This is a genomic window from Ensifer sp. Root127 (assembly GCF_001425225.1).
GTDB classification, from domain to species: Bacteria; Pseudomonadota; Alphaproteobacteria; order Rhizobiales; family Rhizobiaceae; genus Ensifer; species Ensifer canadensis.
The window spans coordinates 23,259-36,169 of record NZ_LMDX01000022.1; the positions used below are offsets into that span (position 1 = coordinate 23,259).

15 protein-coding genes and 1 pseudogene are annotated in these 12,911 nt (G+C 57.5%); 8 read left to right on the top strand and 8 right to left on the bottom strand.

Annotated elements, in window-relative coordinates:
- Window positions 1-240: 240 nt before the first annotated feature.
- Window positions 241-1,155, bottom strand: coding sequence for a LysR family transcriptional regulator (locus tag ASD03_RS22040; protein ID WP_057216295.1), 915 nt, complete (start codon window positions 1,153-1,155; stop codon window positions 241-243).
- Between the two features lie 101 nt (window positions 1,156-1,256).
- Between ASD03_RS22040 and ASD03_RS22045 the strand changes: the two genes are divergently transcribed.
- The 8 genes from ASD03_RS22045 (at window position 1,257) to ASD03_RS22080 (ending at window position 7,577) form a co-directional block, all read left to right on the top strand.
- On the top strand, window positions 1,257-2,153 hold the full coding sequence (locus ASD03_RS22045) for a pirin family protein (protein ID WP_057216297.1): 897 nt from the start codon (window positions 1,257-1,259) through the stop codon (window positions 2,151-2,153).
- 35 nt (window positions 2,154-2,188) lie between these two features.
- Complete coding sequence (locus ASD03_RS22050) at window positions 2,189-2,785, top strand: NADPH-dependent F420 reductase (RefSeq protein WP_057216300.1); 597 nt, start codon at window positions 2,189-2,191, stop codon at window positions 2,783-2,785.
- 325 nt (window positions 2,786-3,110) lie between these two features.
- Window positions 3,111-4,010 carry an AraC family transcriptional regulator gene (locus ASD03_RS22055; protein ID WP_057216303.1) on the top strand — a complete coding sequence of 300 codons (900 nt, stop codon included), beginning with the start codon at window positions 3,111-3,113 and terminating at the stop codon, window positions 4,008-4,010.
- Between the two features lie 239 nt (window positions 4,011-4,249).
- Window positions 4,250-4,858, top strand: a complete 609-nt coding sequence (gene wrbA / locus ASD03_RS22060) for an NAD(P)H:quinone oxidoreductase (protein WP_057216307.1) — start codon at window positions 4,250-4,252, stop codon at window positions 4,856-4,858.
- A 71-nt stretch (window positions 4,859-4,929) separates the two neighbouring features.
- A complete protein-coding gene (locus ASD03_RS22065; protein ID WP_057216310.1) occupies window positions 4,930-5,703 on the top strand; it encodes an SDR family NAD(P)-dependent oxidoreductase in 774 nt (257 codons plus the stop codon).
- A gap of 25 nt (window positions 5,704-5,728) precedes the next feature.
- Window positions 5,729-6,175 carry an ester cyclase gene (locus ASD03_RS22070; protein ID WP_057216313.1) on the top strand — a complete coding sequence of 149 codons (447 nt, stop codon included), beginning with the start codon at window positions 5,729-5,731 and terminating at the stop codon, window positions 6,173-6,175.
- 11 nt (window positions 6,176-6,186) lie between these two features.
- Window positions 6,187-6,963 carry an SDR family oxidoreductase gene (locus ASD03_RS22075; protein WP_057216315.1) on the top strand — a complete coding sequence of 259 codons (777 nt, stop codon included), beginning with the start codon at window positions 6,187-6,189 and terminating at the stop codon, window positions 6,961-6,963.
- A gap of 179 nt (window positions 6,964-7,142) precedes the next feature.
- Complete coding sequence (locus ASD03_RS22080; protein ID WP_057216318.1) at window positions 7,143-7,577, top strand: DoxX family protein; 435 nt, start codon at window positions 7,143-7,145, stop codon at window positions 7,575-7,577.
- A gap of 134 nt (window positions 7,578-7,711) precedes the next feature.
- On the opposite strand, the pseudogene ASD03_RS41340 reads toward ASD03_RS22080, so the two are convergent.
- The 7 genes and pseudogenes from ASD03_RS41340 to ASD03_RS22115 all read right to left on the bottom strand — a co-directional run.
- Window positions 7,712-8,208: pseudogene (locus tag ASD03_RS41340) on the bottom strand (SDR family NAD(P)-dependent oxidoreductase); the annotation flags it as partial.
- A 21-nt stretch (window positions 8,209-8,229) separates the two neighbouring features.
- Window positions 8,230-8,532, bottom strand: coding sequence for a putative quinol monooxygenase (locus tag ASD03_RS22090; protein WP_057216321.1), 303 nt, complete (start codon window positions 8,530-8,532; stop codon window positions 8,230-8,232).
- Between the two features lie 101 nt (window positions 8,533-8,633).
- The gene (locus ASD03_RS22095; RefSeq protein ID WP_057216323.1) at window positions 8,634-8,918 is read right to left on the bottom strand and encodes a DUF1330 domain-containing protein; all 285 of its coding nucleotides are present in this window, start codon (window positions 8,916-8,918) and stop codon (window positions 8,634-8,636) included.
- Between the two features lie 40 nt (window positions 8,919-8,958).
- On the bottom strand, window positions 8,959-9,507 hold the full coding sequence (locus ASD03_RS22100) for a flavin reductase family protein (RefSeq protein ID WP_057216325.1): 549 nt from the start codon (window positions 9,505-9,507) through the stop codon (window positions 8,959-8,961).
- Window positions 9,508-9,566: 59 nt separating this feature from the next.
- Window positions 9,567-10,316, bottom strand: a complete 750-nt coding sequence (locus ASD03_RS22105) for an SDR family oxidoreductase (RefSeq protein ID WP_057216371.1) — start codon at window positions 10,314-10,316, stop codon at window positions 9,567-9,569.
- Between the two features lie 145 nt (window positions 10,317-10,461).
- Complete coding sequence (locus ASD03_RS22110; RefSeq protein ID WP_234907968.1) at window positions 10,462-11,457, bottom strand: AraC family transcriptional regulator; 996 nt, start codon at window positions 11,455-11,457, stop codon at window positions 10,462-10,464.
- A gap of 421 nt (window positions 11,458-11,878) precedes the next feature.
- Window positions 11,879-12,853, bottom strand: coding sequence for an MBL fold metallo-hydrolase (locus ASD03_RS22115; RefSeq protein WP_057216328.1), 975 nt, complete (start codon window positions 12,851-12,853; stop codon window positions 11,879-11,881).
- Window positions 12,854-12,911: the final 58 nt, after the last annotated feature.

Here is a 12,911-nt window from a genome sequence, read left to right on the forward strand (position 1 = left end):
GAATTCAAAGGCGGCATTGCATGGGGTGCTGGCACACTGGTTCAAGGAACCGTTTTTGGTGATGCGTCGTCGGCGTCCGTGCGGACCTTGATGATGTTTTTGAGATTGTCGATGCCATCTTTGGTGAAGAGGATCATGTTGCGTATCATGACGCCATGCGCACGCACGAAAAGCTACCGTCGGCGAACTCTGGAGCGGTAGATGTTTGCTACCTGCTCCTTGCCTCATTCTTGCAAAGCTCTAGTCGGCTGCGATGGGATCATCGGTATCCTGGCTCTGAAAGTGGTCTAGCAGGAACCGAGCGGCAGGGCCGGGCGGCGTGTCGGTGCGATAGACCCCTTGAAGACGGTAGGGGCCGCCCTTGCAATCAGGAAGGTCGAGTTGGACGAGTCGCCCCGCTACGATATCATCGCATACCATAGGTTCCGGCATATTCCCCCAACCGATACCTTCCTTGAGAAGCATGTGTTTCGCACCCAGATCGGCGAGCCGCCATGTGTGGTTGCCGACCACTGCGAACTCGTGGCCCTGTGTGAGCGGTGATCGGTCGGTCAATACAAGCTGGATATGGCCGCGTGCAGCACCTGGCGGATGTGAGCTGCCGGCGAGGGGATGTTCTGGCGATGCCACGGGTATAAGCTTCACGAAGCCGACGCCGATCCTCTCCAGGCCTGCTATCTCCACATCCAGGGGACCGCTGATGCCGATAGTCGCTGTCCGGTTCAGCACCAATTGGGTGACGGCTCCCAAGGCTTCGACATACAGCCGCAGCGACACGCTCGGGTACTCCCGTCTGAAGGCCTTAAGCGCGTCCATGACGCGCGCTGCAGGAAGCATGACATCGAGCGCAAGATGAACTTCCGGCTCCACACCGCGCAGCATGCTCTTGACTTTAGCGCGGAGGTTATCGATCCCATGGGCGACGCTTTTAGCCTCAGCGAGGACAGTTCGGCCTTCCAACGTCAACTGAGGCTTCTTGGTCGAAAGCCGGTCAAAGAGTGTGACGCCCAGCTGTGCCTCGAGGTTGGCGATGGTGTAGCTGATCACCGAAGTCGCCCGGTTCAGCTTTCGCGACGCGGCTGCAAAACTGCCTGTTTCGACAACTGTGATGAAGACTTGGAGCTGATCAAGCGTGGGCTGACCCGGATCTGACATTTCGATTTCCTCGACCGTTTTCGCCGAAATTATCTGAGTTTTCCGAAACGTCCAGCGGCACTAGGTTTCAGACATTGAAACGAACCCACCCGGAGACGACAATGTCGTATCTATCCACAGCTGACATCGAACAGGTGATATTGCCTTCTACGCGGGATCTCGGTGGCTTTTCTGTTCGCCGTGCCCTTCCGGCGGCGATGCGGCAGATGGTCGGTCCATTCATCTTTCTCGACAGTTTCGGTCCCGTCAGGTTTGGCGAGGGCGAAGGTATCGATACCCGGCCCCATCCGCATATAGGCCTCTCCACCCTCACCTACCTTCTTGAAGGCGAGTTGTTGCATCGGGATAGCGAAAGTTACGTTCAGTCTATCAGTCCCGGTGAAGTCAACATGATGGTGGCGGGATCAGGCATTGTTCATTCCGAACGGACACCGGATGACGTGCGCCATACGGGCGGCAAACTCACGGGCTTGCAGAGCTGGATAGCCCTTCCCCGGCAGTATGAAGAAACCGACCCGCTATTTCAGCATCTCGCTGCAGATACACTTCCCGGCGTAAATGGCGACGGGATCACGATGAAACTCCTGGCGGGCACACTCCACGGCAGCAAATCTCCCGCAGCCACATTCTCAGACCTGTTCTCGGCCGAGATCCAGCTTCAGGCAGGAGGCCGATACAGGATTGATGGTGAACATGTGGAGCGTGCCATCTTCGTGGTGAGCGGATCTGTCGAGGTCGCAGGGCAGGACGGCACTTTCGGGCCTGATCGCTTGATCGTGTTCAAGCCTGGCGCCGAGATCGTCGTTAAAGCCAACGAGGCTTCGCGCTTTCTGGCGTTTGGCGGGGAACCGCTTCCGGAGAAACGCTTCATTCGCTGGAACTTCGTCGCCACCGATCAAGAACGCATCCGGCACGCTGCAGATCTCTGGCGGAAACGCCGATTTCCGGGAGTACCGGGCGACGACGAGTTCATTCCTCTGCCCGACAACTTCAGCTGAACCTTAACATCCATCCCAACAACGGAAGAACCACGATGACCACATATGCAATCATCGGCTCGGGCGCTATCGGCTCGGCTCTATCGGAACGCTTTCATGCAGCCGGGGTGGCAGCAGTTATCGCCAATACCCGCGGCCCCTTCTCGCTCACCATTATCAACGACAAGTTTGGCAGCACGGTCAAGGCCGTCGAACTAAAGGACGCGCTTCAGTGCGATGTCATCATCCTCGCAGTCCCCTATGACGCGGTACCAGAGGTGTCGAAGACCCTCACGAACTGGAATGGCCGTATTATCGTCGATGCCACGAATGCGATCGACTTCCCAGCTTTCACCCCTCGCGATCTCGGTGGCCGCCTCTCGTCGGAGGTAGTAGCTGAGTATTTTCCCGGCGCGACGCTGGTCAAGGCATTCAACACCCTTCCAGCAGCGGTGTTGGCAGCCGATCCGAACAAGGGTACCGGAAAGCGGGTGTTGTTCCTTTCGGGCAATCATTCCCAAGCCAACAGACAGGTTTCAAACCTCATCGCGACCTTAGGCTTTGCGCCTACCGACCTGGGGACGCTGAACACATCTGGCTCCCTTCAGCAGTTCGGACGTCCGCTGGTCGCTCTGAGCCTGCTCAAGGATTGATGATCGGGGCCGCCCCTCTGCGGGCGGCATCCCTCATAGGTATCTGCAACCTTTGAGGGCACCATGGGGGCATTCCGCTGAGAAGAACGAAACACGCGCTATCTATGCTCCCTGACGATAGTCTCGCAGATCTAGGAGTAAGGCGAACTGCCATCCGAACAGCTGGAACTGTTGAAAACGCGAACCCCAAAAGTCTGTTTCGGGCAGGAGGCGAGAGGTTATCGCTCAGGTCGGCGGCTAAGTTGGGGCTAAGCTGAACAGGATTGTCGGCGCCACCGAATGCCGATAGGTTTTCTGGTAGTTGCCCGGTAATTTGAGAAACAGAATGATTGAACGGCTGGCCGGTATCCTGGCGAACAATGCGACGATCGATGGCGTAACTGAAACCGGGATTGCAAGATTGAACATTCTTCGGTCGGTCACGCCGACTGAGCCAATTCCTCTCCTCCATAAGCCTGCCGTTTGTTTTGTAGCGCAAGGACGTAAGCAGACGAGACTTGCGGAAGAGGCCTTTGTCTACGAGCCGATGAAGTTCCTGATCGTGAGCGTTGATCTGCCGATCGCGGGTCAAATCCTCGACGCGTCCAGCGATCATCCCTATCTGTGTCTGCGGCTCGATCTCGAACCTGCAGCGATTGCTGATGTGATCGGCGCAGCCATTCCCGGGGGCATTCGCGACGAGGAGCCGCAGCGAGGCATTGCAGTCAGCGACGTGCCGACAGAGCTTCTTAACGCCGTCATCCGCTTGGCGGAACTTCTGGAATCCGGCCGCGCCAGCGATCGCGCCGTGCTGGCGCCCCTTGCCGAACGGGAAATCATCTATCGCCTGCTTTTGGGCGACCAGGGCGACCGTCTTCGGCAGATTGCCATCGCGGAGAGCAAGCTCAGCCAGATCAACAAGGCGGTCGCGATTATCAGGAGCCAGTACGACCGCGCTTTACGAGTGGAAGATCTCGCAGCGCAAGTGAACATGAGCGTTTCGTCGTTCCACCATCATTTTAAAACGGTCACCGCGATGAGTCCCCTGCAGTATCAGAAGCAAATCCGGCTCCAGGAAGCGCGCAGACTGATGATCGCACAGGCCCTTGATGCTGCGTCGGCCGGCTTCAACGTCGGTTATGACAGCCCGTCTCAGTTCTCGCGCGAATATGCGCGGATGTTCGGACTGCCGCCAAGGAAGGACGTCGAGAAAATGAAGTCAATGCCGGTCACGACGTGGCAATAAGCCTAACGAAAACCGAGGCGGCGCTCCGAGTGCCGCCTTTTTTATACATTCTATTTTTCAAGATCGGCAGTGGTGCGCAAAGCGAACGCGTCGACAGACGGGGTTGCTTCAAAGGTGGCGGCGGGGGCGTGTCGACTTTTCTAATTTTTCGAACGTAAGAGATCATTTTATCCGGCTGTTTCGAAATGCTGGAACCCTGCAGTTTGTCTTCATCGAAACCAACTCGAAGGAGACGCACAATGACCAAAGTACTCGTTCTTTACTACTCGTCCTACGGCCACATCGAAACCATGGCAGGCGCGATCGCAGAGGGCGCTCGCAACACCGGCGCACAGGTCACGATCAAGCGTGTGCCGGAGACTGTGCCGCTCGAAATCGCCGAAAAAGCCCATTTCAAAATTGACCAGGATGCGCCAGTCGCAACCGTTGCAGAGCTGGCCGACTACGACGCAATCATCGTCGGCACGGGAACCCGCTTCGGCCGCATGTCGTCGCAGATGGCAGCTTTTCTCGACCAGGCCGGCGGTCTGTGGGCACGCGGCGCCCTGAACGGCAAGGTAGGTGGCGCGTTCGCGTCGACAGGCACGCAGCATGGCGGGCAGGAAACCACCTTGTTCTCAGTCATTACCAACCTCATGCATTTCGGCATGGTTATCGTCGGCCTGCCCTACAGCCATCAGGGCCAGATGAACATGGAAGAGATTGTTGGCGGCGCCCCTTATGGCGCAACGACCGTGGCCGGAGGCGACGGTTCCCGTAAGCCTTCCCAAATCGATCTGGCAGGTGCTTACCATCAGGGCGAACTGGTCGCCCGTACTGCCGCGGCCCTTGTCGCAGCTCGTGGCTAACGCCGCTAACCCGCCCAAAAATATCAACCTCCAAGCGGACCAGCCTTTAGCGCCGCTGGCAAGGGGAAGTTATGTCTCAACTTTTCGCCAAGAAAGTAGCAGCCATCACAGGAGCAGGTTCAGGCATTGGACGCGCCTTAGCCATCGGGCTCGCCCAGGAAGGCGCCACGGTGCATATCGCTGATAGAAACGCCGAAGGACTTGCCGAGACTGCCGAGCTGATCGGGGCTGGAGACGCTCGGGCCTTCATGACGGAGCTCGACGTATCGAGCGAAATCCAAGTTGGCAGCTGGATTGAGCAGATCGGTTCAACATCGGGGCGGCTCGATGCCGCCTTTAACAATGCCGGCATCACTGGTCCTGCGCTGCCGATCGAAAATTACCCGCTGGAGGATTTCCAGCGCGTCATCGCTGTCAATCTGCAGAGCGTATTTCTTGGAATGAAATACCAGATCCCACTCATCAAGCGGAGTGGCGGTGGCGCGATTGTCAATACCGCCTCGGTTGCTGCGCTGACGGGCCCCGGTGGGATGAGCGCCTACGCTGCGTCAAAGCACGGCGTGCATGGCCTGACCCGTGTTGCCGCTATGGAGAACGCAGTTCATGGCATTCGGGTCAACGCAATCGCACCCGGCTGGACCGAAACTCCAATGGTCGTGGCAAACAGCCAGCAGAATCCGGGTTTCGCAGCGCTTGCGCGAAACGCCATTCCCGCCAAACGCGGCGGCAGGCCCGAGGAGATCGCGGCTGCAGCGATCTGGCTTGCCTCTAACCCCGCATCTTATGTCACCGGACACATGCTGACCGTCGACGGCGGCATGACGATCGGTGGTTTCGAACTCTGACTCCGAAGCTAGAAAGGATCATCTCATGTCAGACCAACAGGCTTCACCAAAGGCTGTCGTACGTCGCAACACACTTGAAGTGCAGTCCGGCGGCGATTTCGAGCTCTTCGACGAACTGTTCGCCGACGATTTTCTTGACCATACGCCACAGCCAGGCGGAACGCCGGACAAGGAAGGTGCGCGTCGTCTCTATCACGCCCTTCGTGAAGCCTTCCCGGATTTCCGTGCCGAGATCCACTGGCAGGCGGTCGACGGAGACATTGTCACGACCTTCAAGACCTACCACGGCACCCACAAGGGCGTAGTTCTTGGGATCGAGCCAACCGGCCGGAAGATCAAATTCGAAACGGTCGATGCCATGCGCATTCGTAACGGCCAGATCGTCGAGCATTGGGGTGTCGCCAACCTCTACTACCTTCTGCAGCAGCTCGGCGCCCTTCCTCCCTCGGCTCCCAAAGTGCCTGAGCTTTAAGGATCACCATCATGAGCAATAGTAACATTCTTTACGGCAAGGTCGTCATCGTAACCGGCGCATCAAGCGGTATCGGGCGCGCAATCGCCATTCGGGCAGCAGAGCATGGTGCCAAGACAGTCATCGTCTCAGACGTCGTTGAGGCCCCGCGCGAAGGCGGCGAGCCGACTGCGTGCGAGATCCAGAAGCTCGGCGCGCAGTCCGTTTTCGTAAAGGCGGACGTTAGCCGTAAGGCTGACAATGACGCCCTGATCGCTGCATCGGAGGAATTCGGTGGTGTCGACGTCATGGTCGCAAACGCCGGCATCACGTTAAGGACCGATGGCGCCGAGGTTCCTGAAGAGGATTATCGCCGGCTGATGTCCATCAATCTCGACGGCCCGCTGTTTGGTGCCCAGGCTGCCGCCCGTCAGATGAAAGCGCTCAGTAAACAGGGCAGCATCGTCTTAATGGCAAGCATGGGCGGGATTGCTGGCGCCGGAATCACGGTTGCCTACTCGACGAGCAAGGGCGGGGTCGTGCTCATGGCGAAATCATTGGCCGATGCTCTTGGCCCTGGCGGCATCCGCGTGAATGCCGTCGCACCTGGCACAATCGACACCGAGCTTCTCCGCACAAGCCCAGGGATCGCGCAAGCCTCCGAAGGCTTCCGTCAAAGGACCCCCCTTCGCCGGCTTGGCAGGCCATCGGAGGTTGGAGACGCCGTAGCCTTCCTCGGCTCGGACCTATCGAGCTATGTTTCCGGCACGGCCCTCATAGTGGACGGAGGCCTCCTCTCCGTCATCTGATTTACACGACCCTCCAGCCGGACCCGCGCATTCAAGAGCGCGGGTTTTTCTTTGTCGCTACCATTCGAAAAAATCGATGATAATAGGAGAAATTAACCAGCTTTTTCGTTGGATCGGATGATGGCAATTTCTTCTCAAGACGCAGCCACGGTGGCTACGCCCAACTCAGGAGAACGTCCATGCCCTATTCCGATGCAATCGCTCAACGCGTTGAAACCATTTCCCAATCGGCCCTGATCAACGGTGTGACACCGCTTGCGGGCCGTGTCCTTCTGGCCGCAATCTTCCTTCTTTCCGGCATCAGCAAGATTTCCGATCCGGCTGGTACGATCGGCTACATCAACATGGTGGGTCTGCCTTTCCCTTCTCTTTCCTACGGCGCCGCGGTGGTGACGGAAGTCATCGGCAGCTTCGCGCTCATCCTGGGTTTCCAGACACGCGTCGTGGCCCTTATTCTTGCATTCTTCAGTGTCGCAACGGCCGTCACGTTCCACAACAACCTCGGCGACCTGAACCAGTTCATCCACTTCTTCAAGAATATCGCGATGGCCGGTGGTCTGCTGCAGGTGGTCGCGTTCGGCGCGGGACGATACAGTCTCGACGCCCGCCGCTAATCGGACGAACAACGACAGTCAAAAGCCCAGGCACAACGCCCGGGCATTTGTCGTTATTCCTTTGCCCCACTCAGGGCCACCTTCCGTGCAGTTCCCGCCCCGTTACGATGGCGACTTTTCCTTCGAAACGCTTCGCCGAGAGGATCTTCTGCCCGAAGCGTATCCGACAGGCCTTCGACTGCGAATTTCGTCGCGCAATAATACCCAACGCCGGTATAGCCGACTATGCCGCCGATTGATGTCAGATTGACAATAGTGCTACTGCGGCGAGAGCGCGGAAGTAGCGCATCGATGGTGTTGGCAGTGCCGAAGAAATTGGCGTCGAATAGGCGTCGGGCATCCTGTCCATCAGTCGATCGCGTCGAAGAAGTCGATACCAGCATTATTGATCACAACATCAATTCGACCGACGTGGACCTTGGCAGCTTCTAGAACTTGCCGGCACTGATCGCGGTCGATGACATCGAGGGGCAGGATCAAGGCTTCGCCGTTGAAAGTCAGCGACCTTGTCGGTCTTGCGTGCGGTGACCACACCTTTTTCGCCGGCTTCCAGGAGATGCTCATCGATGTAGCGACCCAAGCCGGTCGAGCAACCGGTCACGAGCCAGACTTTTGCGTTTTGCGTGCCCATTTGATGTACTCCTTTCCTATCTCAGACCTGCGGGGATCGTTGCTGATAGCCGCAAATTTCCACGTCTTCGGAGCACAGATCCGGTAGCTTCGCCATAAAGGCCTGGACGTAACCCGTCCCCATGTGAAGATCGAAGTCGGATTCGTACCTCCAGTCTTCGAGCACCATCCAAACGTCTGAGACGTCGTTGGATTGGTGGATCTCATAGCGGAGGCAGCCCGCTTCACGTCTGGAAGGGGTAACGAGTTGAAGCAGCTCCTTACCCAGATCTGTCGAGCGGCCCGGCTTTGCAGTGAAGTAGGCCACGTTGGTCAGTTCGGCCATTTCGGGTCTCCTTTCAATTCATTCCGATCCGAGCCATTGTGATTGATCCTCAAGTTTAACTTTCGCTGACCCATGCAAGATCGGTCGGGTTTTTGCGCTTTTCAGACCCCGGCGAGGGCAATGATGCGGGATCGCGCAGCGGCTTGGCGTTGCGTCGCAAGCGGTGCGTATTCTGGCGATGAAAACAGCTGGCGGATCGCTTCCTTGTCGGGAAACTCGATGATCAGCATATTGGTCGCCTGCCAGCCTTCGAGCTCAAGCGGCTCGGCATCGAGAGAGATAAGGCGCCCACCTGCCTTTGCGACAAGCGGCAATGCCTTGGATCGATAGTCTTCGATCGCCTGTGGATCGTGGATGTCGAGATCGACCACGAGATATGCGGACATGACGTCTCCTTCTGGTTTTGAATGTTGCGAACGGCGCCCGTCACGGGAGATGGCGCCATTTCACCATGCGGTCCTTGAGATCGAGCGTGCCGCCGTCGACAGTAAAGGTGCCGTCACCCCGGTGATGCATCATCCGACGCTCTTTGCGGTCTTCGTTGATCCAGACCCTCGTCGCCTCAAGGACGAAGAGGTTGTAGGGATCAGTGAGGGTGGTATCAACGATCCGACACTCGATGTTTGCCAGACAATCGTTGATGAGCGGGGCGGAAACGTCCTTGGCCGGCCGTGTCTTGAGGCCAAACCTCTGGAACTTGTCCATCCGGTCGCCGGAGCAGTTTCCGACGTCAACGACCGTCTCACCGAGATCGAGACCGGGAACAGCAATCACGCATTCGCCAGTGTTCCGAAGGGTCTGATAACTGTGGTCCCAGGGACCGATAACGCATCCGATCAGCGGCGGGGCGTGTTGGATCATCATGTGAAAGCCCATCGTCATCACGTTTGGCTTTCCATTTTGGCTTGTCGTGACCAAGACAATGGGTCCTTGCTCGAGAAGACGATAGGCTTGAGATGCAGGTATTTCCTTCATTGTTTTCTCCCTCGAAGGGAGCCCCCGCGCATAGGCGGGGTCCCTATTAGGGCCGGCTTTCACCAACCCTGTTCAACGGGCAGGACGAACAGCTCGGCGACATCCACGTGAGCCGGGGCCTGAGCGGCAAACACGATGGTGTCGCCGATATCCTCGCCCTGGAGGAAGGTCATCTGACCGGCAAGCTCATCCATCTGCTTGCGGTAGCCCGGGTCGGTGATGTGGTCATAGAGCTCGGTTGCGACAGCGCCTGGCTGGATGCAGGTGACGCGGATACCGTGCTTCTGTCCGACTTCCATGCGCAGCCCGTCCGAGAAGGCAGTTACCGCATGTTTTGTGGCGCAGTAGACAGACAGACCCTTGAACACTTTGCGACCAGCAATCGACGACATGTTGAAGATATGGCCGGAATGCTGCTTGATCATCTGGGGCAGAACGGCGGCCGTCGTGTTGAGCAGGCCCTTCACATTCACGTCCACCATCCGGTGCCACTCGTCGACCTTGAACTGGTCGATGTCGGAGAGCGGCATCAGGCCAGCATTGTTGACCAGGATGTCGATCGAGCCGTAGGTATCGACAAGCTTCTTGACGCCCATTTCGATCGACGCCGCATCGACCACATCCATCTCGATCACAAGAGCTTCACCGCCCTTGGCTTCAATCCGGCTCTTGAGATCTTCGAGCTTTTCGGTGCGGCGAGCCGCGAGGCCGACCTTTGCGCCAGCTTCAGCGAGCTTTACCGCGGTAGCGGCGCCAATGCCGCTTGATGCGCCGGTTACCAGTGCGATCTTTCCGTTGAGGTTGGTCATTGTCTTCATTCCTTGTCTTGAAGCCCACCACCTCGGTGGGCGTTTCGTTTCGACAAGGAGGAACCTAAGTGTTTCATGCTTGCCCTTCTCTCGGGGCCTTGCTCGACCTGTTGCGATTTTGCTCAAATCGCAACAGGCGAAGAAACTAACCCCGGCGGTAGTGGCTCGGCGGCAGACCCGTCTCGCGCCGGAAGACCTGGGCAAAGTGGCTGGGGCTCGAATAGCCGACGGACATGCCGATCTCGATAATGCTCGTGTCCGTTTCCTGTAGGAGCTGCTGTGCCTTAGCAACGCGCTGGCGGATGAAGTATCGGGAGGGCGAAAGGCCTGTTGCCTTTTTGAACAGACGGCTGAAATGGAATTCGCTCATGCCAACTGTTCCGGCGAGCTGAGCGAGATTGAACGGGTCGGCCAGGTGGCCTTCGAGGTAGGCAATAGCCCGTCGAAGCTTGAAGCCTGGAAGTGCTGTCTGCCGGCCGATGTCAGTCTCACTCGACGCATAGTTACGGATGAGGTGGACGGCCAGGCTCTGAGCGAGCCCCTGGACGAACAGCTGACTACCTTTGCCTTCAGCGGTAAGTTCCTGATGAATCAACGCCAGAAGATGCGAAAGCTGCTCGTCTTTGCCGCCCGATACATCACGCAGTGCGGGAGGCGCATCGCCGCTAAGCACCTCTGCCACGCGTTCGAAGAGAGGAACTGACAGATAAAGGTGCATCACCTGAAAAGGGGCCGGGCCGGTCGCGCGCCAACGCATTTCATAGGGTGTCGGAGAGCGGGTGAGGAAGAAGTCACCGACTGTTACGATATTGGAGACCCATTCTCCATCCAGCTCTCGTTCTTCGACGATGGCTTCCCCCGACATGACCCAAACGATGAGCGGTTCGGCGACAGCCGGTACAAGAAACGGTTCTTGCTTAATGTGGCGGGAGTAGACCTGCACGAACATATCGGTCCATGCTGGACTGTCCCCGCTCACCAGAATGCGGCCGGCGATATATTGTTCGAGACCAAGGGGCGAGGTCCGATCCGGGGTGATTTCGTCTAAGAGAGGGAGAGGCGACGCAACGTGGAGCCCATCTTCAACGCGGTTGCGGATGGGAGGGACTGCTTCCGATTTTGTTGCATCTGCGATTTCCAACTTGAACCCCTTTTTAGAGGGCATGAAGCTACGCCCTCGTGCTTGACGAGCGAGCATTCTTGGAATGCCCCTCGTTTCACTAGTCCGCCCATGACATTCTCAATGCTGACATGAAGTATTTGGTTTCATGAGCCGGGAAAGAAATTCACCCCCTCAGGGATCACAAGGCAGGTCATGTGCCGATAACTATCCTGCGGGAACTCCGGGGTAGGCGGTAGAACGTTGCTCTCGAACCATTGCCCATTTCTCCAACGATCCACCCGTCACAATTAGACTTCGAACCGAATGATGCCGACAAAAGCCCAAACAGACCACCGTGGGACTGGGCTCTGCAGCCAACGAAACACCATCCACAACTTTCGTTGTGAATGGCGGTCTGTTTTTCGATAAAGCCGTGCCCACCTGGCAGGGTCTAACGGCGTTAGTACTGGGCACGATAGACCAGCGGCACCCAGTCATAATTGCTCTCATCCCGACGAACGTGGCCGATCCCAGGAAACGCATGATGGGCACCGGCGACCAAATACCGCTGATCAGCGGCTTCGGCGAACGCGGCTGCCCGGGTCGATGCTGCTGCGCTCTGATCCACGTCGAATTCGACAGTCACTTCCGGATGATCATACTGGAGAACATCGCCATGGGCGATATCACCCCAGAACACGATCTTTTCGCTATTGCTCTCCACGACGATACCGCTGTGACCAGGTGTATGACCGGCCAGCAGGATTGTTCCAAAACCCGCAACAGGCGTACCATTGTCATCGAAGGTTTCAAATTTGCCGGCGTCGACATAGGGGCCGACACATTTCTCAGCCTGAGCGATCTGCGGGCCGAGCACCTTGTCTGTTTTAGCCTTGGCATCTGCGTTTAGCCAAAACTTGGCCTCTCGCTGGTTGACATGTAGGACGGCGTTTTCATACACGCGGCTGCCGTTGGCAACGAGCCCGCCTGAGTGGTCGGCGTGGATGTGGGTCAGAATGACGTCGTCGATGTCGGAGACGTTGTAACCCGCTGCACGGATATTGGTCGCAAGCTTGCCCAACGCCGGGCCCATCAGGTCGCCCGTGCCGGTATCGATGAGAACCAGGCGCCCGCCCGTGTTGACAAGGAAGGCATTGACAGACGTTTCGCTAGAGCTCGATTGAAACCGGTCAGTCAGGTAAGTGCCGATCTCCTTTTCATCCATGTTTCTGTAGATTTTGGACATCGGCAGCTTCACCGTGCCGTCGGAGAGGGCGGTAATCTCGTAGTCGCCGAGCTTTATCCGATAAAAGCCGGCGGCTTGCGTGCCGACGATGGGCGCCTTGGCAAAGACGCCAGCCGGAAACGCTGCCACGGTCCCGGCGGCGACCGCAAATCCAGCTGTGTTGATGAGAAGCGAACGGCGTGTGTGCATTAAAAAACTCCAGATGCTGTCAGGTTTCCAGAACTCAGGCCTTGAACTGCCCTGGAGA